Annotated in this window: 21 protein-coding genes; 10 read left to right on the plus strand and 11 right to left on the minus strand. The window is 68.6% G+C overall.

Features of this window, described 5'->3' with window-relative positions; all coding sequences use genetic code 11:
- Positions 1 to 2: 2 nt before the first annotated feature.
- The gene (locus JNUCC0626_RS40905; protein ID WP_394616010.1) at positions 3 to 581 is read left to right on the plus strand and encodes a hypothetical protein; all 579 of its coding nucleotides are present in this window, start codon (positions 3 to 5) and stop codon (positions 579 to 581) included.
- Here the strand turns inward: JNUCC0626_RS40905 and JNUCC0626_RS40910 are convergent.
- A complete protein-coding gene (locus tag JNUCC0626_RS40910; RefSeq protein ID WP_394616011.1) occupies positions 578 to 1,372 on the minus strand; it encodes a helix-turn-helix domain-containing GNAT family N-acetyltransferase in 795 nt (264 codons plus the stop codon). The genes JNUCC0626_RS40905 and JNUCC0626_RS40910 overlap by 4 nt on opposite strands.
- A 32-nt stretch (positions 1,373 to 1,404) precedes the next feature.
- Positions 1,405 to 2,847: a neutral zinc metallopeptidase gene (locus tag JNUCC0626_RS40915; RefSeq protein ID WP_394616012.1), complete on the minus strand. Its 1,443-nt coding sequence runs from the start codon at positions 2,845 to 2,847 to the stop codon at positions 1,405 to 1,407.
- Positions 2,848 to 3,029: 182 nt separating this feature from the next.
- Here JNUCC0626_RS40915 and JNUCC0626_RS40920 point away from each other — a divergent pair, with 182 nt between their 5' ends.
- The 3 genes from JNUCC0626_RS40920 to JNUCC0626_RS40930 are packed head-to-tail and all read left to right on the plus strand — an operon-like array spanning position 3,030 to position 4,776.
- Positions 3,030 to 3,620, plus strand: a complete 591-nt coding sequence (locus JNUCC0626_RS40920; RefSeq protein WP_394616013.1) for a DUF6230 family protein — start codon at positions 3,030 to 3,032, stop codon at positions 3,618 to 3,620.
- On the plus strand, positions 3,611 to 4,066 hold the full coding sequence (locus JNUCC0626_RS40925) for a DUF6114 domain-containing protein (RefSeq protein ID WP_394616014.1): 456 nt from the start codon (positions 3,611 to 3,613) through the stop codon (positions 4,064 to 4,066). The genes JNUCC0626_RS40920 and JNUCC0626_RS40925 overlap by 10 nt, the downstream gene beginning before the upstream one ends.
- Complete coding sequence (locus JNUCC0626_RS40930) at positions 4,063 to 4,776, plus strand: hypothetical protein (protein ID WP_394616015.1); 714 nt, start codon at positions 4,063 to 4,065, stop codon at positions 4,774 to 4,776. The genes JNUCC0626_RS40925 and JNUCC0626_RS40930 overlap by 4 nt, the downstream gene beginning before the upstream one ends.
- A gap of 242 nt (positions 4,777 to 5,018) precedes the next feature.
- On the opposite strand, the gene JNUCC0626_RS40935 is transcribed toward JNUCC0626_RS40930, so the two are convergent.
- Entirely contained in the window at positions 5,019 to 6,389 is a 1,371-nt protein-coding gene (locus JNUCC0626_RS40935) for a neutral zinc metallopeptidase (RefSeq protein ID WP_394616016.1), read from the minus strand.
- A gap of 133 nt (positions 6,390 to 6,522) precedes the next feature.
- Here JNUCC0626_RS40935 and JNUCC0626_RS40940 point away from each other — a divergent pair, with 133 nt between their 5' ends.
- Complete coding sequence (locus tag JNUCC0626_RS40940) at positions 6,523 to 7,200, plus strand: hypothetical protein (protein WP_394616017.1); 678 nt, start codon at positions 6,523 to 6,525, stop codon at positions 7,198 to 7,200.
- On the opposite strand, the gene glgB is transcribed toward JNUCC0626_RS40940, so the two are convergent.
- From glgB to JNUCC0626_RS40960, 4 genes are read right to left on the minus strand one after another with little or no spacing between them, the layout of a single operon-like run.
- Positions 7,120 to 9,297 (minus strand): 1,4-alpha-glucan branching protein GlgB, encoded by a 2,178-nt coding sequence (gene glgB, locus JNUCC0626_RS40945; protein ID WP_394616018.1) that lies wholly within the window; start codon positions 9,295 to 9,297, stop codon positions 7,120 to 7,122. The genes JNUCC0626_RS40940 and glgB overlap by 81 nt on opposite strands.
- A 3-nt stretch (positions 9,298 to 9,300) precedes the next feature.
- Positions 9,301 to 10,611: an aminoglycoside phosphotransferase gene (locus JNUCC0626_RS40950; RefSeq protein ID WP_394616019.1), complete on the minus strand. Its 1,311-nt coding sequence runs from the start codon at positions 10,609 to 10,611 to the stop codon at positions 9,301 to 9,303.
- A gap of 4 nt (positions 10,612 to 10,615) precedes the next feature.
- On the minus strand, positions 10,616 to 12,424 hold the full coding sequence (treS, locus tag JNUCC0626_RS40955; RefSeq protein WP_394616020.1) for a maltose alpha-D-glucosyltransferase: 1,809 nt from the start codon (positions 12,422 to 12,424) through the stop codon (positions 10,616 to 10,618).
- A 32-nt stretch (positions 12,425 to 12,456) separates the two neighbouring features.
- Positions 12,457 to 14,433, minus strand: coding sequence for an alpha-1,4-glucan--maltose-1-phosphate maltosyltransferase (locus JNUCC0626_RS40960; RefSeq protein WP_394616021.1), 1,977 nt, complete (start codon positions 14,431 to 14,433; stop codon positions 12,457 to 12,459).
- 242 nt (positions 14,434 to 14,675) lie between these two features.
- On the opposite strand from JNUCC0626_RS40960, the gene JNUCC0626_RS40965 reads away from it, so the two are divergent.
- The 4 genes from JNUCC0626_RS40965 to JNUCC0626_RS40980 all read left to right on the plus strand — a co-directional run bounded on the left by JNUCC0626_RS40965 (position 14,676) and on the right by JNUCC0626_RS40980 (position 20,564).
- Positions 14,676 to 16,256, plus strand: coding sequence for a serine/threonine-protein kinase (locus JNUCC0626_RS40965; protein ID WP_394616022.1), 1,581 nt, complete (start codon positions 14,676 to 14,678; stop codon positions 16,254 to 16,256).
- A 303-nt stretch (positions 16,257 to 16,559) separates the two neighbouring features.
- A complete protein-coding gene (gene glgP / locus JNUCC0626_RS40970; RefSeq protein WP_394616023.1) occupies positions 16,560 to 19,148 on the plus strand; it encodes an alpha-glucan family phosphorylase in 2,589 nt (862 codons plus the stop codon).
- 302 nt (positions 19,149 to 19,450) lie between these two features.
- Positions 19,451 to 19,999 carry a hypothetical protein gene (locus JNUCC0626_RS40975; RefSeq protein ID WP_394616024.1) on the plus strand — a complete coding sequence of 183 codons (549 nt, stop codon included), beginning with the start codon at positions 19,451 to 19,453 and terminating at the stop codon, positions 19,997 to 19,999.
- Positions 20,000 to 20,240: 241 nt separating this feature from the next.
- Positions 20,241 to 20,564, plus strand: coding sequence for a hypothetical protein (locus JNUCC0626_RS40980; protein ID WP_285646903.1), 324 nt, complete (start codon positions 20,241 to 20,243; stop codon positions 20,562 to 20,564).
- A 72-nt stretch (positions 20,565 to 20,636) separates the two neighbouring features.
- On the opposite strand, the gene JNUCC0626_RS40985 is transcribed toward JNUCC0626_RS40980, so the two are convergent.
- From JNUCC0626_RS40985 to glgX, 4 genes are all read right to left on the minus strand, one after another.
- Positions 20,637 to 21,758: a hypothetical protein gene (locus JNUCC0626_RS40985; RefSeq protein WP_394616025.1), complete on the minus strand. Its 1,122-nt coding sequence runs from the start codon at positions 21,756 to 21,758 to the stop codon at positions 20,637 to 20,639.
- 38 nt (positions 21,759 to 21,796) lie between these two features.
- Complete coding sequence (locus JNUCC0626_RS40990) at positions 21,797 to 22,186, minus strand: rhodanese-like domain-containing protein (RefSeq protein WP_394616026.1); 390 nt, start codon at positions 22,184 to 22,186, stop codon at positions 21,797 to 21,799.
- The gene (locus JNUCC0626_RS40995) at positions 22,183 to 22,770 is read right to left on the minus strand and encodes a cysteine dioxygenase (RefSeq protein WP_394616027.1); all 588 of its coding nucleotides are present in this window, start codon (positions 22,768 to 22,770) and stop codon (positions 22,183 to 22,185) included. Before JNUCC0626_RS40995 ends, JNUCC0626_RS40990 begins: the two co-directional genes overlap by 4 nt.
- Before the next feature lie 248 nt (positions 22,771 to 23,018).
- Positions 23,019 to 25,133, minus strand: coding sequence for a glycogen debranching protein GlgX (gene glgX / locus JNUCC0626_RS41000; RefSeq protein WP_394616028.1), 2,115 nt, complete (start codon positions 25,131 to 25,133; stop codon positions 23,019 to 23,021).
- A 76-nt stretch (positions 25,134 to 25,209) separates the two neighbouring features.
- On the opposite strand from glgX, the gene JNUCC0626_RS41005 reads away from it, so the two are divergent.
- Positions 25,210 to 26,052 (plus strand): ABC transporter ATP-binding protein, encoded by an 843-nt coding sequence (locus JNUCC0626_RS41005; RefSeq protein WP_394616029.1) that lies wholly within the window; start codon positions 25,210 to 25,212, stop codon positions 26,050 to 26,052.
- The last annotated feature ends 6 nt before the right edge of the window (positions 26,053 to 26,058 follow it).

Consider the following 26,058-nt stretch of genomic DNA (forward strand, 5'->3'; position numbering starts at 1 on the left):
CCGTGACGGTGACCGCTGACGATCTCGACGCCGCTGTCTCCTGCCTGGCCGCCGCACTCAGCCCCGCGGTCGGCCAGGACTGGGCGGCCACGCCAGGCACAGGGGAGTGGACCGGCCGGGCCACCGCCGAACACGTGGGCGACTGCCTGCTCTCCTACGCGGCGCAGCTGGTCGCCCAGCCGAATGCACGGTACGTGCGTTTCATGGCCGTCGCGGACGAGGACGCGAGCCCTGTCGAGATGCTCGAATTCGCTGTGACCGGCGGCAGGATCCTCGCCTCGGTGGCAAGAACGACGGCGCCGTCCGCACGCGCCTACCACCCCACCGGCATGGCAGGTCCCGCGCACTTCGCCGGCATGGGTTGCGTCGAAGTGCTGGTGCACGGCGAGGACATGGCCCGCGGCCTCGGCCTGGAGCTCGACCCGCCCCGGGACGTCTGCGCGCGAGTGCTCGCGGCGATGTTCCCCCACGACGACCTCGACGTGGATCCCTGGACCGGCCTGCTCTGGGCGACCGACCGCGTCAGCCTGCCCGGCCGTGAACGGCAGACCGGCTGGCGTTGGCGCGGCGACACGCTCTAGCCGCGGCGCCGTTCCAAGAGGACGGTGTCGCGCCACTCCCCGTGGTGCTGCGCGATTCGCTCCCGCAGACCCACGGTGCGGAACCCCGCCTTGTGGTGCAACGCGATGCTCGCCCGGTTCTCCGGGAAGACGACGGCCTGCAACGTCCACAGCCCGTCCGCGTCCGCCGCCGCAACCTGGTGGTGCAGCAGGGTTTTGCCGACACCCCTGCCCTGCGAGGCGTCGGCCACGTAGATCGACGTCTCGGCCACGCCCGAGTAGCACTCGCGCGGCGAGACCGGGGCCGCCGACGCCCACCCGGCCACCGACCCGTCCAGCAGTGCGATCCAGCGGTGGTCCGGCAGCCACTTCGACTCGAGCGTCCGGCGCGACGGGACCTCGGTCTCGAACGTCGCGTTGCCCGAGGCGATGCCCTCGCCGTAGATGCGGCGGACCTCGGGCCAGTCGGCGGCGGTCATGGCACGGATCGTCACGCCGTCGACCGGCCGGACCGTGCCGGACGCCAGCGCCCCCATCACGGCGTCCGCCGCGTGCGGCAGGCCCGTGCAGCAGGCCGGGTTGACCGTGACCAGAGTCGTGGTGCCCTCGCGCTGGACGTGCAGGAAGCCGACCTCCGCCAGCTTGCGGACGTGGTGCGAGCAGGTGGACTGGCTCACGCCCAGCAGGGTGGTCAGTTCGCCGACGGTGACCGGGACCGGCGACGAGGCCACGTGGTGCAGCAGCCGCACCCTCGTCGCGTCGGACAGCGTCGAGAACCACGAGGCGTACGTCGCGGCTTCATCGGTTAGCACTCAGCAAGTATCGATCCGGGTCGATGGAAGAATCAAACCGAATACTTCTTCACGCAGAACGACAAGCCGCGGAAGAAACCGTCGCCGAACGCCTCCACGCGCGCGAAGCCCGACGGCACGGCCTTGCCGTTCACGTCCGCCGCGATGAGGCTGTCGTCGGCCAGCAGTTCCGCCACGGCCTCGTCCAGGTCGCCGGGGGACAGGCGCAGGCCCGCGGCGGCGTCCGGGCGGTTCGTGAGGCCCGCCCACGCTCCCGTCAGGCACGCGGTGCGCTGGCCCGCCGCGTCGTCGTCCAGCTTGAAGCCCGTGGCGTGCTGGATCGAGAGCGAGAAGCGGGAGGCGATGACCGCGAACGCCGCGAAGTCGCCGATGCCGCCCTTCGACCCGCGCTTCGGGGGCGTGCCGATCTTCACCAGCGCGGGCAGGTCGAGCTGGAGCTGGTTCACGGCGGGGCAGTAGGTCGCGGGTGACGTCGTCTGCGCGTCCGGGCAGGGTTTGACGCCCGTCCGGTCGATCGCGGGGAAGGCCGCGCCGCTCGACTTGTAGGCGTCGCGCAGGGACTCCTCCAGTGCCCGCTGGTACTTGTCCTCGTCGATCTTGGCGTTGCCGCGGCCCTGCCCCTCGTCGACGTCGTCGAGGGCGAACGGCCGTTCGGTGATGCGCTTGGAGATCTCGGCCTCGTTGATCTCGGCGCACCGGGCCGCACCGCGGGTGAAGCCGAACTGGAACGCGGACACGCGGTCGAACGCGCTGCCGTGCGCGCCCTGCTTCTCGAACGACGTCCCGGCGCTGTCGCGGATGAAGAACATCGTCTGCATGATCTGGTTGAGGCCTTCGCCGGTGGAGAGCTCGAAGTGCTTCGACTTGTTCTCCGCCACCCAGCGCATGAACACGCCGGTGTAGCAGTCGGCCTGCTGCTCCTTGACGATCGACGGCGTGTTCGGGCCGATGTTCGACGCGGGGCCGAGCTTGTACTGGACCGCGTGGCCCATCTCGTGCGCCAGGACCGTCACCACGGCCATCGGGCCGAACGAGTCCTTGAGCATCGGCAGGAGTTCGCCGCGGTCCCACGTGATGCTGTCGTCGAGCGCGCAGTAGAACGCGTTGGCGATGCCCGTCGTGTTGAGCTTGCAGACCTCGACGCCCTTGCCGTTCGAGTCGTACGACAGGAACCGCTTGACCGGCTCGAACGTCTTGCCGCCGAACGAGCGCGGCAGCTCTTCCTTCCAGAACTCCTGCACGTCGGCGAGGGTGTTGATGGCCAGCCGGTCCATCTCGCCGCCGTCGCCGTTCTCCACGCTCAGGTCGGCGTCGGGCACGCCCTGCTTGGGGCCGGACGGGCCGTTGGAGATCTCGAGGCCCGCGACCTTCGTGGGGTCGGGGCGCTCGCCCTTCGGTTCGCCCTCGACCACGGTGGCGCACGCGGTCAAGGCTGCGGTCACGACCAGCGCGACGGCGATTCGTCCGAATCCCATGAGGTCAGACCCTACTAAGTGCCTTCCGCGGTCGTTCGGCCAAGTACCTGCGGCCGAACGTGAAACTGTCTCACCCTCCGGGGTGATTTCAAGACTGCACGGGCTCGTTTTCGTTGTCCCGCCGATGTTTCGAAGAGCACAGTCCGTCCCGCAAGCCTTCAGTGTGGAAGGAGTTCGGCGGTATGGGTAGAACGCGCTGGGCACGGTTCGTCGGAGTGCTCGGTATCGGTGTCGTCGGCGCCGGTGCCCTCCTCTTCGGCATGTCCCAGGGAGCGCTGGCCGCCTCGTTCGCGGTGTCCGGCACCAACTTCAAGGTGTCCGCCGACAACTTGACGGGCCAGGGATTCGTCCAGTTCGGCGGGGTCGACGCGGGTGCGGGCAAGGTGCACGTCGTCGCGGTCAGCGGTTTCAAGACAGCGAGGCTCGACAAGTTCTGCCAGTCGGTGTTCGTGCCCGGCATGCCGATCGTCGGTGACGTCACGATGCGCATCACCGCGGACAGCGTGGGTGGCATGTCGGCCGACAACCTGGTCGTCAACCTCACGGACCTCAACGGTGACCTGGTCCTCGGCAACCCCGAGATCGGCATCGACGCCAGCAAGGTGACCAAGGGCCCGGAGAACCTCAGGGGCCTCCCGGGTTCGTTCGGCCTGCAGGCCGACACGGCCAACATCACCTCGTTGCAGCAGACCGCCTGGGCCACCACGGCCCAGACCATCAGGTTCAAGGGCATGAGCCTGACGATCCGCCAGGGGAAGCAAGAGTGCTTCTGAGGGCCTGGCGCGGCTTCACCGCGTGGCGACGTGGCCGGCCCTTCTGGGCCGGTCTCTTCGTGGCGGGCGGAGCACTGATCATCCTGTTCCCGCCCTTCGTGGGCGTGAAGCTCGGCGACATGGTCATCTCGATCCAGACGCTCGGTGGCGTGTCAGCGCTGCTGATCGGCGCGTTGCTGGCGATCTGCGCGGCCACGCTGTGGCTGCAACCCAAGTTCCGCCTGGCAGCGGGCATCGTGACGGTCCTGCTGTCGCTCGTGGCGCTGGTCGTGACCAACCTGGGCGGCTTCCTGGTCGGCACGATCCTCTCCCTGCTGGGCGGCGCACTGGCCGTGGCCTGGACCGACGAGCCCAAGAAGCCGAAGGAGGCGAAGGGGTCGGAGCAGGCACAGGACGAGAACGAGCACCACGAGCCGGAAACGACCCAAAGGGTTCACCCCACATGATGCGAACACAGCCGCTGGCGGCCGTGGCGATGGTCGCGGTCCTGGCGCTGCAACCGCCGTCGAGCACAGAACCAGAACCGACCTCGACGCCCAGCTCATCGGCCCCGACGACAACAACAACCACCACAACAACTCCACCGTCGTCGGAGCCACCCGCCAGCAGCACCCCACCGCCGGCGTCGTCGTCCGCGCCGTCCACACCGCCCACCGCGGAGCCGCCCACGACACCGGCACCCCCGCCACCGGCCCCTGCCCCGGTGGCGGCGGGAGGCAGGGAGTGGACCCTGACCGCCTCCCGCCTGGACCTGGGAGGCCTCAACTTCGTGGGCGTGGTCGACGCCCTGGTGAACGGCCAGGTCCTCAAGGTCCTGAAGTTCACCGCCTCGGACATGAAGATCAAGGACCTGGTCCAGACAGCCGAGGTCTCGCCCGGCGTCAAACTGATCACGGCGGCACGCCCCGGCAGCACCTCGACGGTCTCACCGGGCCGGATCGAGCTGTACACCGTCCAGCTCAAGGGCAATCTGGACATCCTCGGGATCAAGATCCCGGTGGACTACACGGCGGCCCATCCGCCGCCGCTGAACGTGCCGTTCGTGACGTTCACCGAGGTCACGGTGCGCAACACGGACCTGATCGGAGGCACGCTGAAGATCCCGGGCGCGAGGATCTCCGTGGTCTCGGACCAGGCTCCGGTCTCCCGACGCTGAAGCCCGCACCTGGCCAGAGCCGGTGCGGGCTTCCGCTCAAGCAAGCGCAGTAGCCGCACGCAGTCGCGAACGCAAGCCGACCGCCGTCTTGGCCTGGCGCGTGGTGTCAACCGGACAGCGGAAGGCGTACGCCAACCACCTACGAATCCTGGCGTGGCGAAGCCGCTGGAACAGGAACCCGCCAGCAAAAGCCAACCCCGCTGGAACAGGAACCAGGCCCAAGCAACCCGACCCGTCAGAGCTCAGAGCCCACACTTCTTGGGACCCTCGAACACGCCCTCGCGGAACCGAGCCACCCGAGCGAACCCAGGATCAACCGGATCCCGCCCCTTGGCGTCCCGAGCCGCGTAGTCGAACTGCAACAACACAGTCACAGCCTCGTCGAAGTCCCCAGGCGACAACCCGAACCCGTCCTGCCGCTGGAACACCGCCCCGGTATAGGCCCCAGCCAGGCAAAGCGCGGCAGCGGACGCACCTTCCCCCTCAGTGCCCTTCCCCTGCACCGCCAACTCGGCCATCGCATACCGAGTGGCGATCAACGTCCCAGTCGCATAATCCCCAAGCTCCTTATGCAACGCAGGCAACTCATCCTTGGTGTCGATCTGGATCGACTTGGAATCAGGGCAGTAGGCAACCGGCCCCTGATCCCCGGAACAGGTCGGCTCGGACTGAGCAGCCTCGGCCCGAATCGTCGGCCACTGCTTCCCCGCCGCCGTCGCCAGCCCCTTGAAGTAGGTGTCCAGGTCGGGAGTCACGTTCTCCAACATGTCCGAGAACGGCAGGTTCCCGCCGTTGGCCCGGTCCTTGACACTGGTGAACGCCCGCTGCGTGAACTGCCGGTTCTGCACAGTCATGGCCCCGCAGAACTTGTTGCCCTGCTCGTACCCGTCCTGAAAAGCGGCGACGCGGTCGAAAGCAGATCCGTGCGCCTGCTCGTCCTCGGGCGAGGTGCCCACCGGGTCGCGGAACGTGATCAGCGCGTTCAGGGCCTTGTCCAACGCGTCGGCGTTGATGTCCAACCGAGGCGACTTGCCGTCGCTCACGTACCGCACGAACGAGCCGGCGAAGCAGTCGGCCTGCGCCTCGGTCAGGATCGTCGGGTACTTGTCGGGCTCGCGGCGTTCCGCCTCGGGCGTGATGCCCATGCGGTTCTGCACCGCGTGCCCGATCTCGTGCGCCAGCACGACGACCACGGCCGCGTCACCGAAGCGGTCCTGCAGGACAGGCAACAAAGAAGCCCGGTCCCAGGCGATGGCGTCCGCGGCCGGGCAGTAGAAGGCGTTGCCCTCGACGTCGGCGGCCTTCTGAGTGCACGGTGGCGGCTTCGCGGTCGAGTCCGCGGTGTCGACGGAGAAGTAGCCGCCGCTCAGGGGCTTCCACGGCTTGTTGAACGTCTGCTGGAAGGAGTCCGTCCAGAACTCCTCGATGTCCGTCAACGCGGTGGCGGCGAGCTTGTCGATCGGGCCGTTGTCCGAGCCGCGCACCTGGATGGTGGCGCTCGAGGCGTCCTTCTTCACCACCTTGGCCGCGCGCGGGCGCCCAGGGATCTCGGCGGTGCAACCCACCGCGAGCAGGGCGGTGGCGACGATCAACGCGATGCTCCGGTGCCGCATGAACCCATTGTGCCTGCCGTCCGGGCGCGCGGGCGTGCTACTCGTCCAACTCAGGCGCATACAAAGCTCAACGTGCCGCGGCCTGATCAGGTTCACCGGGCCGTAGTCGCCCGATCGACTTACATTTCCCATCGTGCGCGAACTGCTGTGCGCGGCGGTGCTGCTCCTCGGCCCTCCCACCGGGGCGGATCCGGGGATGCCCGGCTGCACGGGAGGCGTTGCCCCGGAACCCCGCGCCGGTGTGCTCTTCGGCCCCGGCATCAGCCAGACCACCCTCGAAGCGGTTCCCGGCGGCGTCTACGACCTGTCGGTCTGGGCCGCCAGCCGCAGGCCAGGACCGGCGACCACCACCGGGCTCCAGTTCCTCGACGACACCGGCACCCCGCGAACGACCTACAGCCTCAAGCCCGAAAGACAGCTCAGGAGACTGAACAGCTACGGCATGATCGCCCCGCCCGGCACGACCACCGCGCGCTTCTTCGCCACCACGACCACCGAGATCCACTGGGACTGCGTCTACCTGAGGGTGTCCGCCTACACCGCCAAAGCCGCAGCAGGCCAGGTCACGATCACCAACACCGGCAGCGAACCCCTGACGAACCTCACCCTGACCAACTGCGGCACCGAAACACCGTTCGACCTGAAAGACCAGGTCACCCGGACGTGCGAAGGCACCGGCCCCATCACGGTGACCGGTGCCCTCTACTGGAACGGCGCTCTACCCGACCAGTCAGTCCTCGGCGCCCAACACCCCGGGCTCCTCCGGAACGAGCCACAGCACCCCGGACGGCGGCAGCTGCAAGATCGCTGAGTACGGCCGGCCGTGCCACGGCTTGGCCTCCGCCTCGACACCCCCGAGGTTCCCGACACCGGACCCGCCGTAGTGCAGCGCGTCGGTGTTCACGAGCTCCTTCCACCGCCCGGCGGAAGGCAGCCCGACCCGGTAGTCGTGGTGCGGCGAGCCGGAGAAGTTCGCCACGCACGTCAGCACGGACCCGTCCTCACCGATCCGCAGGAACGACAGCACGTTGCCGCCCGAGTCGTTCGCGTCGATCCACTGGAACCCCTCCGGCGTCACGTCGTGCGAGAACAACGCCGCAGCCCCGCGGTAAACCGAGTTCAGGTCCCGCATCAACGACTGGATGCCCTGGTGCAGCGGCTCCTGCTCGACCAGGTGCCAGTCGAGCGACCGCGACTCCGACCACTCCTGACGCTGCCCGAACTCACCACCCATGAACAGCAGCTGCTTGCCCGGATGCGCCCACATGAACGCCAGCAGCGAGCGCACGCCCGCGGCCTTGTTCCAGTCGTCGCCCGGCATCCGCTGCCACAGCGAGCCCTTGCCGTGCACCACCTCGTCGTGCGACAGCGGCAGCACGAAGTTCTCGCTCCACGCGTACACCAGCGAGAACGTCATCTCGTTGTGGTGGAACGAACGGTGCACCGGCTCACGCGACAGGTAGTGCAGCGTGTCGTGCATCCAGCCCATGTTCCACTTGAAGCCGAACCCGAGTCCGCCCAGGTGCGTCGGCCGCGTCACGCCCGGCCACGCCGTCGACTCCTCGGCGATCATCACCACGCCGGGGTGCCGCCGGTAGACGGTCGCGTTCAGCTCCTGCAGGAACCGCACCGCGTCGAGGTTCTCGCGCCCGCCGAACTCGTTGGGCAGCCACTGCCCCTCGGGCCGCGAGTAGTCGAGGTAGAGCATCGACGCGACGGCGTCCACGCGCAGCCCGTCGAGGTGGAACTCCTCGATCCAGTACAGCGCGTTCGCCACGAGGAAGTTGCGGACCTCGTTGCGCCCGAAGTCGAAGACGTACGTGCCCCAGTCGAGCTGCTCGCCGCGGCGCGGGTCGGCGTGCTCGTACAACGGCGTGCCGTCGAACTTCGCGAGCGCCCAGGCGTCCTTCGGGAAGTGCGCGGGCACCCAGTCGACCAGCACGCCGATGCCGCGCTGGTGCAGCGTGTCCACGAAGTACCGGAAGTCGTCCGGCGACCCGAACCGCGAGGTCGGCGCGTAGTACGAGGTGACCTGGTAGCCCCACGACCCGCCGAACGGGTGCTCGGCCACCGGCAGCATCTCGATGTGCGTGAAGCCCATGTCCTCGCAGTAGTCCGCGAGCTCGACGGCCAGTTCGCGGTAGCCGAGACCGGGCTTCCACGAGCCGAGGTGCACCTCGTAGGTCGACATCGGCGCGTTCGCCCAGTTCGTGGCCTCGCGCCGGGCCTCCCACTCCGCGTCCTGCCACTGGTACTCGGACCGCGTGACGACCGACGCCGTCTGCGGCGGCACCTCGGTGGCGAACGCCATCGGGTCGGCCTTCTCGTGCCAGATGCCGTCGGAACCGAGGATGCGGAACTTGTACCGCGACCCCACCACGACGTTCGGCAGGAACACTTCCCACACACCGCTGGAACCCATGGAGCGCAACGGGTTCGCGCGCCCGTCCCAGCCGTCGAAGTCACCCGTCACGCGCACGCCCCGCGCGTTCGGCGCCCACACCGCGAACGAAACGCCGGTGACGTCACCGGAAGCCGTTTCGTACGAACGCACATGGGCACCGAGCACGTCCCACAGCCGTTCGTGCCGGCCCTCGCCGATCAGGTGCAGGTCGAGCTCACCGACGGTCGGCAGCCAGCGGTACGGGTCGTCGACCTCGACCGCCGGGCCGCCGTTGTACTTGACCAGTAGCCGGTAGTCGCCGGGCGCCTCGGGCAGTTCGCCCTCGAACAACGCGTCGGCGATGCGCGTCAGTTCGATCTGCTTGTCACCCCACGCCACCGCGACCGACGTCGCGCCGGGACGCAGCGCCCGCGCGATCACCTGGTCGCCGACGGAGTGCACACCCAGCACCGAGTGCGGGTCGTGGTGCGCACCTGACAGGAGTCGGTCCAGGTCGGCCTTCACGGCTTAGTCTCCTCCAGAAGTCATCCGGGCGATCGACGACAGCGGAACCGTCAACCACTCCGGCCTGTTGGCGTGCTCGTAAGCGACCTCGTAGACCGCCTTGTCCAGCTCGAACGCGCGCAGCAGCACGGCGTTGTCCCGCGGGTCGGCCGCCACCTCGGCGTAGCCGTCGCAGAACGCCGCCCGGTTGCGCTTCGTCCACTCCATCGCGCGGTAGGCGAGCTGGTCGTCGTCGGGCTGGCCGACGAGCAGCTGCCGGGCCGCGTAGTCGAACGACCTCAGCATCCCCGCCACGTCCCGCAACGGCGACCGCAGCGCCAGCCGGTCCTCGACCTTCGCCGCCGGCTCGCCCTCGAAGTCGATCAGCAGCCAGCCGTGCACGGTCCGCAGCACCTGACCGAGGTGCAGGTCGCCGTGGATGTGCTGGATCGGCAACGCGCCGATGTGCGCACGGGCCTCCTCGAACGCCACCCGCAGCGGGTCCTCGTAGCGGCCGAGTTCCGGCACCGCCTCCAGCACGACGCCGAGACGTCGTTGCATGCCCGCGATGGCGAGGGAGATCGCGTCCTCGTCGGCGATCCGCGTGCCCAGCGCCTCGGCGAGGTCCGCGTGCACCTTCGCCACGGCGTGGCCGAGTCGTTGCGCCTCACCGGCGAAGTCGCCGCCCACCTCGAACGCGTGCAGGTCTGCCTCGGCCATCAGGTCGCGCACCGAGGTCTTGGCCATGTCCCAGCCCTCGACGGCGTCCGGCAGGAACTCCTGCAGCATCGCCAGCGTCACCGTCTGACCGTCGACGACCGTGGAGATCGCGCCGAGCGGCTGGGCGATGTGCTCGCAGCCGACCGAACGCAACGCGCGGTGCATCGTCAGGTCCCGGTTCTCGCCGTGCGCGAGCTTGCGGAAGATCTTGAGGATGTACTGCTGGCCGTAGATCAGCGACGTGTTGGACTGCTCGACGCCGATCGGTCGCCCGCGCAGGCCCGAGCGCAGTTCCGTGCCCGGTTCGTGCGCGAACGTGATGCCCTCGACGCCCTCGCCCGAGGCGATCCGGTCGAGCAGCACGCCGTTGTGCTCGGGGTCGAGCAGGACGTCCCACGCGCCGGTGCTCAGGCTCAGCGCACCCTGGTAGCTCTCGACGCGGCCTGGCTGCTCCACCTCGAAGATCACGTGCACCAGGTCGCCGTCCACCACGGTCGTCCGAAGTGGACGGACGGCCGTGATGGGCTTGTCCTTGCCGCCGAACCACCGTGCGGCTGGGAGCAGATCGGGCAGTGAGGCGACCAGCTTCTCGACCAACTCGTGTGGGTCAGTCACGCTTTCACCTCATCTCGCTGTCGTCGCCCGCCTCTACCAGCTGGAACCAGTAGAAACCGTGACCCGGGAGGGTCAGCAGGTACGGGAGTTCCCCGATCGCGGGGAATTTGACACCTCCGGTGAGTTCCAGCGGCGTGTGATCACGGTGCTCGGAGAGGTCCAGCTCGACGGGCTGCGGGAACCGGGACAGGTTGTTCACGCAGAGCACGATGTCCTCGCGGCCGTCCGGGCGCTTCCACTGCCGCTTGTAGGCGAGCACGCTCGGGTTCGAGCCGCCGAGCTCGGTGAAGTCGCCCTCGGCGAACGCGTGGTGCTGCTTGCGCACCTCGATCATGTGCCGCGTCCAGTTGAGCAGCGACGTCGAGCTGTTGAGCTGCGCCTCGACGTTGAGACCCTGGTAGCCGTAGACCGGGTCCATGATCACCGGCAGGTAGATCCGGCCCGGGTCGCACGACGAGAAGCCCGCGTTGCGGTCGGGGGTCCACTGCATCGGCGTGCGCACGGCGTCGCGGTCCTGCAACCAGATGTTGTCGCCCATGCCGATCTCGTCGCCGTAGTAGAGAACGGGCGAGCCGGGCAGGGACAGCAACAGGGCGGTGAACAGCTCGTGCTGGTTGCGGTCGTTCTCCAGCAACGGGGCGAGCCGCCGGCGGATGCCGATGTTCGCCTTCATCCGCGGGTCCTTGGCGTACTCGGAGTACATGTAGTCGCGTTCTTCGTCGCTGACCATCTCGAGCGTGAGCTCGTCGTGGTTGCGCAGGAAGATGCCCCACTGGGCGTTCTCCGGGATCGACGGCGTCTGCGCCAGGATCTCCGAGATCGGGAACCGCGACTCGCGCCGCACCGCCATGAAGATGCGCGGCATCAACGGGAAGTGGAACGCCATGTGGCACTCGTCGCCACCGACCTCCGGGTCACCGAAGTACTCGACGACGTCCGACGGCCACTGGTTCGCCTCGGCGAGCAGCACGCGGCCGGGGAACTCGTCGTCGACGACCTTGCGGCACTTCTTCAGGAACTCGTGCGTGCGCGGCAGGTTCTCGCAGTTCGTGCCCTCCTCTTCGAAGAGGTACGGCACGGCGTCGAGGCGGAAGCCGTCGATGCCGAGGTTCAGCCAGAAGCGCAGGGTGTCGAGCATCGCCTCCTGCACGTCCGGGTTCTCGAAGTTGAGATCCGGCTGGTGGCTGAAGAAGCGGTGCCAGAAGAACTGACCGCGCACCGGGTCGTACGTCCAGTTCGACGACTCGGTGTCGACGAAGATGATCCGCGCGTCGCTGTAGCGCGAGTCGTCGTCGCTCCACACGTAGTAGTCGCCGTACGGGCCCGTCGGGTCCTGGCGCGACTCCTGGAACCACGGGTGCGCGTCCGAGGTGTGGTTGAGCACCAGGTCCGTGATCACCCGGATCCCGCGCCGGTGTGCCTCGTCCAGCAGGTACACGAAGTCCTCGACGGTGCCGAACTCCGGCAGCACCGCGCGGAAGTCGCTGATGTCGTACCCGCCGTCGCGCAACGGCGAGGCGTAGAACGGCGGCAGCCAGAGGCAGTCGACGCCCAGCCACTCCAGGTAGTCGAGGCGCGAGGCGAGACCCCTGAGGTCGCCCGTGCCGTCGCCGTTGGAGTCGCTGAACGCGCGGACCAGCACCTCGTAGAAGACGGCGCCCTTGAACCAGTCGGGGTTCGCGGAAGCCGGTTTGGCGGATTTGAAGTCCTCCGCCTGCGGCTCGATCAGCATGCCGTCGTCGTTGACGGCTTCTCCGGTGTGCGGAACACCTTCCAACCCGATCGCAGCGTCGGGACGGGAGTCGTCGGCCATGGTTCCCACCTCGTCGGGGGTTGTGCGGTTGATCAGCTGAAGCGTCGCTGGAGGCTCACGACGTGCGCGGTGGCACGCCAGGGCTCAAGCCGGATGTAGTTGGCCTGACCCCAGTCCCAGGTCTCGCCGGTGACCTCGTCGTGCGCGATCACGCGTTCGTGCCAGTCGAACCCGAGCTCCGGCAGGTCGAGGTACAGCGTCCCCTCCTGCGCGTTGTGCGGGTCGAGGCTGACCACCACGAGCACCGTGTCGCCGGTCTCCGGGTCGCGCTTGGAGAAGGCGACCACCGCGTCGTTGTCCACGTTCTGGAACTTCAGCGTGCGCATCTGCTGGAGCGCCGGGTGCGCCTTGCGGATGTGGTTCAGCTTGCGCAGCCACGGTTCGAGGCTGCGCCCGTCCGCCAGTGCGCGGGCGTAGTCACGCGGCCGCAGCTGGTACTTCTCGGAGTTGAGGTACTCCTCGCTGCCCGGCTTCACGGCCTCGTGCTCGAACAGCTCGTAGCCGCTGTACACGCCCCACGTGGGGGAGAGCGTGGCCGCGAGTGCCGCGCGCAACCCGAACATCGCCGGGCCGCCGTGCTGCAACGACTCGTGCAGGATGTCCGGCGTGTTCACGAAGAGGTTCGGACGCGCCTCGTCCCAGTGGTCGCGGACGTCCTCGCCGAACTCGATCAGCTCCTGCTTGCCGGTCCGCCACGTGAAGTACGTGTAGGACTGCGTGAAACCGAGCTTCGCGAGGCCGTAGAGGCGCGCGGGCCTGGTGAAAGCCTCCGCCAGGAACAGCGTGTCCGGGTAGGCCTCCTTGACCTTCCAGATCAGCCACTGCCAGAAGTCCGGCGGCTTGGTGTGCGGGTTGTCGACCCGGAAGATCCGCACCCCGTGCTCGGCCCAGAAGAGCACGACCCTGAGCACCTCGTGGTAGAGGCCCTGCGGGTCGAGGTCGAAGTTGATCGGGTAGATGTCCTGGTACTTCTTCGGCGGGTTCTCCGCGTACGCGATCGTGCCGTCGGGCAGCTGCGTGAACCAATCCGGGTGCTTGAGCACCCACGGGTGGTCAGGCGCGCACTGCAGCGCGAAGTCGAGCGCGACCTCGAGGCCGAGCTCGTTCGCGCGTTCGACGAGGGCGTCGAAGTCCTCGATCGTGCCGAGCTGCGGGTGGATCGCGTCGTGCCCGCCCTCGTCCGCGCCGATCGCCCACGGTGAGCCCGTGTCGTCCTGGGTCGCGACGAGCGTGTTGTTGGGGCCCTTGCGGTTGACCCGGCCGATGGGGTGGATCGGCGGGAAGTAGACGACGTCGAAGCCCATCGACGCGACCCGGTCGAGTTCCTTGGTCGCCGTGGCGAACGTGCCGTGCACGGCCTGGCCGGTCTCGTCGATCCCGCCGGTGCTGCGCGGGAAGAACTCGTACCAGGAGCCGAACGCCGCCTTCTTGCGGTCGCACCAGATCTTGTGCGTCTTGCCCTTGGTGATCAGCTCGCGCACGGGGTGTTCGAACATGATCTTCTGGACGTCGGCGGCGAGCGCCGGCGCGACCCGTTCGGTCAGCGGCCGGTCCTCGTCCCGCAGCGCTGCCGCGGCAGACGTGAGAAGTGCTCGCTCTTGTCGCCGATCGGGTCGCTTTCCCACCCGATCGAGTAGCCGGGCACCCAGTTCAAGATCGTTTGCGAGATCACCGGGGCCTTGGCCGGCCGCGATCTTCACCTCAACGGCGTGGTTCCAGGTGCCCCAGGGGTCACTCCACGCATCGATCCGGAACGTCCAAGCGCCTTCTTGGTCCGGAACCACCACCGCGCCCCACTGGTCGAGGCCGATGCCGACCTCGTGCATGCGGGTCTGCCGAGCGACTCGGTCGTTCGGTCCGCGCCAGCTGACTGTCGCCGCGAGTTTGTCGTGACCCTCGCGCCAGACCGTGGCCTGGACCGGAATGTGTTCTCCCACAACGGCTTTGGCTGGATATCTGCCAGCCGACACCACCGGGGATACGTCGTCGATACCGAGCCGTCCGCTCATCGGCAGCGCCCTTCCGCCGTGTCGCTTCGCGTTGATGCTTCAAATCCTGCCTTGCTCGATCAAGCCGTGTGACAGCGGGTTACCCCATCTAGATCCGTACCCCGACACCGTCGATCGCACACCTCGAACGCGGATCGTGTCCAGGGGCTTCCGTCCACGTTCCTGGCATTCGGTGTCTTCTTCATTGGACTCTTCGCGTCCAACTCACCGTGTTAAGAGGGCGCTACAGGTACCGTGCGCGCGTGAACAAGCTTGGAGGTCGCTACGTCCTGCTCGACCAGCTCGGCGCCGGAGCCATGGGCGTCGTGTGGCGTGCACGCGACGAGTTCCTGCACCGTGATGTAGCGGTCAAGCAGCTGCTTCTCAACGACGTCGAGTCGAACGAGTTCCACGAGGCCGTGCAGCGCGCCATGCGTGAAGGCCGGATCGCGGCCCGTTTGCAGCACCCGAACGCGATCGCCGTGTACGACGTGGTGGTCGAGGACGACGGCAAGCCCTGTCTTGTCATGGAGTATTTGCCGTCCCGCAACCTGTCTTCGATCCTGGAACGCGGCCCGATGCCCGCCCAGGAGGCCGCGCGCATCGGTTCGCTGGCCGCCGGAGCACTGGCCGCCGCCCACGCCGCCGGCATCGTGCACCGCGACATCAAGCCGGGCAACGTCCTCATTGGACGCGACGGCACCGTCAAGATCACCGACTTCGGCATTTCGCGCGCTTTGGGCGACGTGGCCGTGACGAAGACCGGGATGCTCGCCGGTACGCCCGCGTACCTGGCCCCGGAACTGGCCCGCGGCGCCGAGCCCGCACCGCCGTCCGACGTGTTCTCGCTGGGCGCGACGATCTACGCGATGACCGAGGGCGAACCGCCGTTCGGCAAGAGCACGAACGACCTGGGCCTGCTCTACAAGGTGGCGCGCGGCGAAACCCGCCCGCCGATCCGCTCGGGCCCGCTCACCGGCCTCCTGGTTCGCCTCCTCGCGAACGAGCCCTCGCAACGCCCCACCGCGGCCCAGGCCGCCGAGGAGCTGAAGGCGATCGCCGCGGGCCAGCCCGTCCCGACGACCCGCGTGATCCCGCCGCGCCCGATGACCCCGCCCGCCGGCACCGCCGTGATGGGCGCCGGCGCGATGGGCAACCCCGGCACCCAGCGCCCGATGCCCCCGCCGCCGCGCACCCATCCGCCGGCCCCGTTGCCGTCGAACTACGACGATGACTACGACGACTACGACGACCGCCCCGAGCCCGAACCCCGCAAGAACCGAGGCCTCGCGATCGCCGCGGCCGTTCTGGGCGTCCTGCTGATCTCCGGCATCGCCTACGGGATCATCACGTCGGGCAAGGACGACAACAACACGGGCGCCGGCCCCAGCACCACGCAGAAGACCTCGGAGGCCGTCGTCCCCACCTCCGACAAGCCGTCTCCCCAGCCGCCGACCCAGACCACCGAGAAGCAGACCCCGTCCCAGACCAAGCCGAGCACGCCCTCCTCCACGAAGCCGCCCGTGACGTTCACCCCGGCCCAGGTCGCCACCTTCGTGAGGCAGCACTACGCCAAGCTCCCGTCGAACGTCGACGCGGCCCGCAACGACTGGGCCCCCGATCAGGCGCCTGACCTGGGACGCGAGCGGGAGTTCTGGGGCAAGTACAGCAAGGTGGAGCTCATCGGCGACCCGCTGGTGGACGCTGATGACGACGGCAACTTCTCGGTGACGACGGCGCTGAAGCTGACCGAGAAGGAGGGGGACAAGGCCTCCACGGTCGAGCACCAGCTGGCCATCTCGGGCAAGGGGGACAAGCTGCGGATCATCGGGGAGAACCGGTAGGGCTCGCCTCGGCCTGAGCGGGTACGCCTGACTGTTCTCGGTTGGGGTGCGAACGGACTGTTCGCACCCCAAGCCGCTACCCCGCCGTCGCCCTTGAGCGTCCCGACTGGACCGTTCACCTCGAACTCGCCACCCGCGAGCGCCGTCACCGGACCGGGTGCGAACCGAACACCGCAAACCCGGCATCCGGGCCGTCTGACCAGCTCACACCCCCTGCCCCGTCTTGACCGGTTCTGCAAGTCGTTGCAGGTGTGACCGGGAACGTTGTCAGCCCCTCAGGGGTGGCAGGTAAGTTGCCTCGTCATGCGAGCACTTCGCCGGTTCACCGTCCGAGCCAGCCTGCCGGAGCCCCTGTCCGCACTGAGCACGCTCGCCACCAACCTGCGGTGGACGTGGCACCCGCCCACGCAGGAACTCTTCTCCTCGATCGACCCCCGCGTGTGGTCCGAGGTCGGTGGCGACCCGTTGCGCCTGCTCTCCGTCGTCGACGCGGGGAAGCTGGAGTCGTTGGCGAGAGACGAGCAGTTCCTGCTCAAGGTCCACGCGCTCGCCACAGATCTGGAGCGGTACGTCGGAGGGCCGCGCTGGTATCAGCGCCGGCAGGACGAGATCGCCCAGCGGCGTGAGCACGGCAGCACCAAGGACACGCCGTTGCCCACGAGCGTCGCGTACTTCTCGATGGAGTTCGGGGTGCACGAGGCGCTGCCGAACTACTCGGGCGGCCTCGGCATCCTCGCGGGCGACCACCTCAAGGCCGCCAGCGACCTCGGCGTGCCGCTCATCGCCGTCGGCCTGCTGTACAGGTCGGGGTACTTCCGGCAGTCGCTGTCGCTCGACGGCTGGCAGATCGAGCACTACCCGGTGCTGGACCCGCGCGGGCTGCCGCTCGAGTTGCTGACCGAGCCGTCCGGGCTGCCGCTGCTCGTGCACGTGGCGATGCCGGGGGACCGGATGTTGCGCGCCAAGATCTGGAAGGCGCAGGTCGGGCGGATTCCGCTGCTGCTGCTCGACTCCGACGTGGAGCAGAACGACGAGGACCTGCGCGGCGTCACGGACCGGCTGTACGGCGGCGACCAGAACCACCGGATCCGCCAGGAGATCCTCGCGGGCATCGGTGGCGTGCGGGCCGTCCGGACCTTCTGCGAGCTCACCGGGCACGCGCAGCCCGAGGTGTTCCACACCAACGAAGGCCACGCCGGGTTCCTCGGGCTCGAGCGGATCCGCGAGTACATCACCAACGACGGCCTCGACTTCGACCAGGCGCTCACGGCCGCGCGCGCCGGTGCGGTGTTCACGACGCACACGCCGGTGCCCGCCGGCATCGACCGGTTCCCGGTCGACCTCGTGCAGCACTACTTCGGTGCCGAGAACCTCGTGCCCGGCGTGAACACCCAGCGCATCCTCGCGCTCGGGGCCGAGGACAACCCCGGCATGTTCAACATGGCCCACATGGGCCTGCGGCTCGCCCAGCGCGCCAACGGTGTGTCCAAACTGCACGGTGAGGTCAGCCGGGACATGTTCCGCGGGCTGTGGCCGGGCTTCGACACCACCGAGGTGCCGATCGGGTCGGTCACCAACGGCGTGCACGGGCCGACGTGGGCCGCCGCCGAGATGAGCAAGCTGCTCGGTGCGTCCGAAGCGGACAACCACACGTCCGGGTTCGGCATCGGGGCGTTCGAGCCGGTCACCGACGCCGGGCTGTGGGAGATCCGGTCGACGTTGCGCGGCCGCCTCGTGGACGAGGTGCGGCGCAGGCTGCGGGAGTCGTGGTTGCAGCGCGGCGCGTCGGCGCTGGAGCTGGGCTGGACGGACGGCGTGTTCGACCCGAACGTGCTGACCGTGGGCTTCGCACGGCGCGTGCCGACGTACAAGCGCCTCACGCTCATGTTGCGCGACCCCGAACGGCTGCGGAACCTCCTCCTGCACCCCGAACGGCCCGTGCAGCTCGTTGTCGCGGGCAAGTCGCATCCGGCCGATGACGGTGGCAAGGCGCTCATCCAGCAGATCGTGCGCTACGCCGACGAGGCGGGCGTACGGCACAGGATCGTGTTCCTGCCGGACTACGACATGTCCATGGCCCGGTACCTGTACTGGGGTTGTGACGTGTGGCTGAACAACCCGATGCGTCCCCTCGAGGCGTGCGGCACGTCCGGCATGAAGAGCGCGTTGAACGGTGGCCTCAACCTGTCCATCCGGGACGGCTGGTGGGACGAGCTGTACGACGGCTCGAACGGCTGGGCCATCCCGACGGCGGACGGCGTGAACGACCCGGTGCGCCGCGACGACCTGGAGGCCAACGCCCTCTACGAGCTGCTCGGCCAGCAGGTCGCGCCGCTGTTCTACGACCGCGGCGAGGACGACGTGCCGACCCGCTGGATGTCGATGGTCCGGCACACGCTGGCCTCGCTCGGGCCGGTCGTGCAGGCCTCGCGCATGGTCCGCGAGTACGTCGAGACGTACTACGCGCCGGCCGCCGCGTCCGCGCACACCGTCGTCGGCGAGGGCTACCGGGGCGCCAAGGAGCTCTCCGCGTACCGGCACCGGCTGCGCGCCTCGTGGACGCGGGTGCGGGTGCTCGACAGCGACCTGGTGCTCGGCGGTTCGTCGGTGCCGGTGCTCGGGTCGCCGGTCATCGTGCGGGCCCGCGTCGAACTGGCAGGGCTGGAACCGTCCGAAGTGGACGTCCAGGTCGTGCTCGGCAAGGTGTCGCACGACTCCGACGAGCTGAAGGACATCGTGTCCGCGCCGATGAACTACGCGGGCAACGGCAACTACGAGGCCGAGGTGCCCCTGCCGCACGCCGGAGCGCTCGGCTACACCGTGCGCGTGCTGCCGAGGCACGGCCTGCTGGCCACGTCGGCGGAACTCGGCAGGGTCGTACTGGCTAGTTGACCCTTTTACGAGATCAACACAGGGCATCCGGTTCGCTGGCCCACAGCGAGCTGGATGCCCTGATCTGTTCGTCTTCCTTGTTGCCTGTTCACTGCTCGTAACGAGCGCCACGCGTGTGCCCCGCGATACCCATCGCTCAAACGAATGACCCCTTTTTCGAGTGGGTGAATTCGCGATCTCCGCTGGTAGGGGGCGAGATGCAGGCTTACGCTCGTCGGCATGGAATGAACCGCTTCGGAATTAGCTGAAAGCATTTCCAGGGGCGGCTCCAAGTGAATTGCGCATTGAGGAAGAAGGTAGCCGTGAAGAAAACGATTACCGCACTCTCGCTCGTCGCAGCACTGTTCACCGCCTCGACCATCCCGGCTGCCAGCGCGGCACCAGCCGCTCCTGAACTACCGGCGGCCTGCGCCGGTATCGTCACCGACCTCGCCGGAAAGCTCACGAAAACCGTCAGCAGTCTGCTGCCTCTGCCCAACGTGGGCGCCGTCACACCGTTGATCGGCGACATGCTCGGTCTGGTGACAGCGTTGCAGAGCTCTGGCTGTCTACCGGCGTTGCCGACCAGTGGGCTGCCGGTACCGGTCCCCGTGAAGGAGGGCGTCGAGTACGCCGGGCCGGTCGACCAGTGCCTGCCGGTCGTGCTGAACCTCGTGTCGACGATCGCCGGACTGGGCGGCACGGTGCTGGGCGCGGCCGGAGGCGCCCTTCCTGACGTCGGCAAACTCACCGGCTTGCTGACCACCTTGCTCAAGACCGTCACCGACCTGCTGAGCAAGTGCGGCCTCCCGGCACCTCCCGGTGGCCTGCCCGCGCTGCCCGGTCTGCCGCTGCCGATCCAGAACAGCTAGTTCTCCACGCGGGGTGGAAAAGGGCCCGTCACCGATCCCGGTGACGGGCCCTTTGCCGTGTGCGGAGAGTAGTATTCCGTTTGGATCGGAATAACCTGGACGAGCTGCGACGTCACCCATTTGTCGCAGTTCAAGGGTTTTTGCGTAAAGCACACAATGGTGCGACTGATTCGTAATTCGAGCGCGAGTGTGGTTAACCTGAATTTGCTCGATCCGCTGCTCGAAGAACGGAAAACTGCAGATGATCAAGAAAGCAATCGTCCTTGGTGCCGCTATCGCAGGCATGGGACTGTTCGCGTCGACCGCGCACGCCGCTCCGACCCAGAGCCGTGACGTGCTGGACACGCAGCTGGTTGGTCCCATCTCGATCACCGCGCTGTCGCACAACCCGTGGACTCCCGGCAACGGCAACGTGACCGGATCGGGCAACATCGGAGGCAACGGGAACAACGTCGGAAACAACAACAACGGCGGTAACGGGAACAGCAACGGCGGTGGCGGCAACAACGTCGGTGCCGGCAACTCGGGTGGGAACGGCAACAATTCGCCCGGTTTCCCCGGCTGATCCGGGACCGGAGGATTCGTCTGGCATCTCAGCTGGTGCCTCACCGGCTCTCCACCGGTCGGCTTCCCCAGGTCAGCTGATCTCCAGGCGGGCGCGGGTCGCCGCCACCCGCGGACTCCAGCCCGCGAGCTCGTGCGCTTCGGCCACGAGCTCGCGGGCTTTCGCGTTGTCGCCGTCCGCCATCCACGCCCGCGCGATCGTGATCAGGTCGTCGGCCCGCCCCACGGCGTTCTCGCTGGCCTCGGCCGAGTATCCGGCGAGCTGCCGGGCCGTCGCGGTGTCGCCCTCGACCAGGGCCATGATCGCGAGCGTCCCGTTCGCCCGGTGCTTCGGGTATCCGGCCTGGTAGGCGTTGCCGAACATGCTGCGCGCGGTGTCCAGCCCGACCTCGGCGGGGAACTGCCCGGCCTCGACCGCCAGCACCGCGACCCCGGCCGTGGTGGCCATGACGAACGCCAGATCGCGCGTGCTCAGGTCCTGGCGCGTGGTCAGCCCGATCACCGTCTGCATCGCCTCGAGGTACTTCGCGCGGGCGCACGACGTGACGATCTTGAGCCCCACGACGGTGAGCAGCTCGGGGTGTTCCTGGACCAGTTCCGCGTAGATCCGCTCGGCCTCGTCGACGTCGCCGCGCTGGTAGGCGTCCATGCCGGCGACCACGCGCGGCCGTGCCTCCAGCTCACCGAGCGGCCGCCCGGTCATCCGCGGCAGCGTGAAGACGTACCAGCCGAGGCTCGTGTGGCCGGGCTTCTCGAACGGCGCGAGCTGCAGCAGGAAGCAGGCCGTGGTCGCGAGCGCCATGCCCTTGCCGAACGACGACCCGACGGCGAGCCACGTCAGCCCGGCGACGACCGCGCTGAACACGATCGCGAACACTCCGTTGAGGACGGTCCGCCGCCGCACGCCCGGCTTCAGCCCGCTGATCCCCACGGTCGCCAGGACCGGGATCTTGCGCAGCACCAGCCGCTGGTGGGTCCACGTCCACGACCTGAGCTCGCCGCCCAGTCCGATGATCAGGTGCGTGATCCGGAGTCCGAAGAGGACGGCGCCGAGCGCCAGCCCCGCCTGCACCGCCATCAGTTCGAGCACGAGCCCAACCAGCGCGCCGGCCAGCCCGAGGTAGAACTCCGAGAGGGTCCAGGCGATCGTTCCGGCCACGACCAGGGCCGTCACGACCCAGCGCACAACAGTCACGGTCAGCAGACGCTACCGGCGCGACCGGGGTTCCGAGCTCAGACCACCGGCTGCGAGCCGCCCTCGCGGATCGGCAGCCCGGCCGCCCGCCAGCCGCGGAACCCGCCGACCAGGTCCGTCGCGTGCGGCAGCCCGACGCGTTGCAGGTCGCGGGCCGCGAGCGACGACGAGTACCCCTCGTTGCAGACCACGACGACGGTGGTGTCCGCGGTGAACCCCGGCAGCCGGAAGTCGCCCTCCGGGTCGAGCCGCCACTCCAGCACGATCCGCTCGACCACGACGGAGTTCTCGATCTCGCCCTCGGCCAGCCGGTTGTGCGCGGGCCGGATGTCCACGACCAGCACGTCTTCCAGCGCCAGCACCTCCTGCGGCTCCAGCCGCTTCAGGTGCGACCGGGCCTCGTCGAGGATGGTGTCGAGCTTGCTCACGGGCCCTCCAGGTCGGCCAGCTGACGGAGTTCCGCGAGCGGCAGGCGTTGTGCGGGCAGCGGCGGGATCGAGTCGGGGATGTCGAGCAACGACGCGTACTCGCGCGTCGGCACCAGCGGCGGCGAGTAGGCGTGCACGGTCGCGGCCGGCACGTCGAACGTGTTCAGCACCTGGTGCGCCCGTCCGGAACCGAAGCCCAGCGCGTCGCCGGTGTTGCGGACGGCGGACCTGATCGGCCCGGCGGGATACCGGTACTCCTCCCGCACCGCGCCCTTGAGCACCGTGAACGACCCGGCGGACCCGCCGTGGTCGTGCGGTTCGGTGCTCTGCCCCGGCAGCCACGACAGCAGCCACAGCTCGACGCCCTCGGTCAGCCCGAGGCGCGCCCACCAGCGGTGATCGGTCGAGTAGTCGAGGATCTGGAGCAGCCCGGTGGTGAGTTCGCTCGCCACGAACGACGTCAGGTCGCGCAGCTCGCGGGGCGTCCACAGGTCACGCGACGGGTGGATCACGTCGCGCAGCAACCTGCTGTCCAGCGCCGGGTGGAGGTCGAATTGATCTTGATCTGCATACGTCGAAGTCACGCACTCGCTCCTGAAGGCCGCGTCGTCTTTGGGGTAGCGACTCAGACGCGACGCAGGGCGCTTTTTGTCAGCGCGTGCGTCGCGTCGGCCTACACGCGCACGACGCCACGAGTACGAAGTCGATCGTGCGGTCTGTCCAGCAGTAGACGACCACGAGCGTGATGGTGCCAGACGCACTCAGAGTGTGGCTAGAGCGTCCATTTGGCGGAAGAACGTCTGACACAGAGCCAAATGGGCGCAAAGCCTTCTCAGCGCGGGATGCGGAGCAGCAGCAACGACCGCGCCGCCACCGTCAACGTCCCACGTGGAGCGAGAGAACCGGGATTCGCGGGGGAACCGTCCACCGTCGTCGTGTCGAGGAACGGTTCGTACGACGGCCCGTAGCGCTCGTGCGGAAGCGTCACGCTGATGGCGTCCGCACCGGCGTGCATCAGCATCAGCCACGAGTCGTCGGACACGAGCTCACCGTCCCGCGTGCGCGACAGGCAGTTCGAGCCGTCGATGAACATGCCGAGCGTGCGGCGCCCCTCGTCGAACCAGTCGGTCTCGGCCATCTCGTGCCCGTCCGGCCGGAACCACACCAGGTCGGGGTTGCCGCTCGGCGTCGTGCGGCCCTCGAAGAACTCGGGCTGCCGCAGCGCCGGCGACGACGCGCGCAGGTCGATCAGCCGCTGGGTGAAGCCGAGCAACGCCTCACCGGCGTCGCTGGTCGTCCAGTCCACCCACGACACGGGGTTGTCGAGGCAGTACGGGTTGTTGTTGCCGCCCTGGGTGCGCCACATCTCGTCGCCCGCCGTCATCATCGGCGTGCCCGTCGACAGCAGCAGCGTCGCGAGCAGGTTCCGCGCCTGCTTCGCCCGCAGCACGAGGACTTCCTGGTCGTCGGTCTCACCCTCGGCGCCGCAGTTCCACGACCTGTTGTCGTTGGTGCCGTCGCGGTTCTGCTCGCCGTTCTCCTCGTTGTGCTTGTCGTTGTACGACACCAGGTCCCGCAGTGTGAAGCCGTCGTGCGCGGTGATGAAGTTGATCGACTGCCAGGGCCGGCGCAGGTCGTCCGCGTAGAGGTCGGACGAGCCGGACAGCCGGTACGCGAGGTCGCGCACGGACGTGTGGCCGCGCCAGAAATCCCGGACGGTGTCGCGATAACGGCCGTTCCACTCCGCCCACTGCACGCCGAAGTCGCCGACCCGGTACCCGTCACCCGTCGCGTCCCACGGCTCCGCGATCAGCTTCGACCGGCACAGCACCGGGTCCGTCGTGATCGCGGTCAGCAGCGCCGAGTCGCGGTCGAAGAACCCGCCGCCCGGCCGGCCCATGGTCGAGGCGAGGTCGAACCGGAACCCGTCGACGCCCATCTCCTCCGCCCAGTACCGCAACGAGTCGGTGACCAGCCGCACGACCTGAGGCGACCCGGCGTCCAGCGTGTTGCCGCAGCCCGTGATGTCGACCGTGCTGCCGCCGCCCGCGTGCAGGTAGTAGCCCGGCGCGTCGTAGCCGCGGAAGCAGATCGTCGGCCCGTCCGGACCGCCCTCGCAGGTGTGGTTGTAGACGACGTCGATCAGCACCTCGATGTTCGCCGCGTGCATCGCCGCGACCATCGTGCGGAACTCCTGGATCTCGTTGCCCGGCTCGCTCGCGTACGCGGCGTGCGGCGCGCAGTAGCCCAACGGCGAGTAGCCCCAGTAGTTGCTCGCGCCGCGGCTGATGAGCGACGGCTCGTCCTGGAACGCCTGCACAGGCAGCAGTTCGACGGACGTGACGCCCAGCCGGGCCAGGTGCTCGATCGCGGCCGGGTGCGCGAGGCCGAGGTACGTGCCGCGCAACTTCTCCGGGATCTCCGGGTGGTTCTTCGTGAACCCCTTGACGTGCATCTCGTAGATCACGGCCTCTTCGAACGGCACCTCGGGCTTCACGCCCGTGTCCGCGCCACCCGGCGAGCTCACGACGGAGAGCGGCACGGAGCCGAGCGAGTCGATCGCCGACGGCGGGCCGTGCATCGGGTCGCCGACGTACCCGAGCGACGCCTCGAGGTTCGTGATCCGCCCCTCGATCTGCCGCGCGTACGGGTCGACCAGCAACTTGGCCGGGTTGCAGCGCAGCCCGCGGCCCGCGTCGTACGGCCCGTGCACCCGGAAGCCGTACCGCTGGCCGGGCGTGACGCCGGGCACCAGACCGTGCCAGACGCCGAACGTCCGTTCGGTCAGCTCGACCCGTTTCTCGGTGCCGTCGTCGTCCACGAGGCACACCTCGACCGCGTCGGCGACGTGCGAGGTCACCGCGAAGCGGACACCGCCTGCCTCGGCGTGTGCCCCCAGCGGGAACGGTCGGCCTGCCAGCACCTCGGACTCGGGTCGAGTAGCCATGCTCCGATCTTGGCATCCGGAACCGACAAAAAACTTGAGAGTTCACACAGGCGGCGCAGCGGCGAGGGACACCCCGATGAGTGGTCGCCCAGGGGCCGTTCGGAAGAATGGGGGTGTGGCGGACGTCGACGTGACAGATCTGGTCGTGCACATGGCGGGCGTGTCGGTCCGCCGAGGCAAGAACACGCTGGTCGGAAACATCGACTGGAGCGTGGAACTGGACGAGCGCTGGGTGGTGCTGGGCCCGAACGGGGCCGGCAAGACCACCCTGCTACGGCTCTCCAGCGCCGACCTGCACCCGACCAAGGGCAAGGTCCACCTCCTGGGTGAACGCCTGGGCAAAACGGACGTGCAGGAGCTCAAGCCCCGAATCGGACTCTGCTCGGCCGCGCTCGGTGGCCGCATCCCGCCCGACGAGACGGTCGTCGACCTCGTTGTGTCCGCGGGCTACGCGGTGCTCGGCCGGTGGCGCGAGGAGTACGGCAAGCAGGACACGGACCGCGCCCGCGAGCTGCTCGGCACCCTCGGCATGGAGCACCTCGCCGACCGCCTCTACGGCACGCTCAGCGAGGGCGAGCGCAAGCGCACGCTGATCGCCCGCGCGTTGATGACCGACCCGGAGATGCTGCTGCTCGACGAGCCGGCCGCCGGGCTGGACCTGGGTGGCCGCGAGGACCTGGTCGAGAAGCTCTCCGAGCTCGCACTCGACCCGGACGCGCCCGCGATGGTGCTGGTCACGCACCACGTGGAGGAGATCCCGCCGGGCTTCACGCACGCTCTGCTGCTGCGTGAGGGCTCGATCGTGGCGCAGGGTCTGCTGGACGACGTGCTGACCGAGGAGAACCTCTCGAAGACGTTCGGGCAGGACCTGGAGCTGCAGAAGGCAGGGGACCGCTTCTTCGCCCGCCGGAAGGTCTGACAAGCT

The organism is Lentzea sp. JNUCC 0626 (assembly GCF_043632865.1).
Lineage (GTDB): Bacteria > Actinomycetota > Actinomycetes > Mycobacteriales > Pseudonocardiaceae > Lentzea.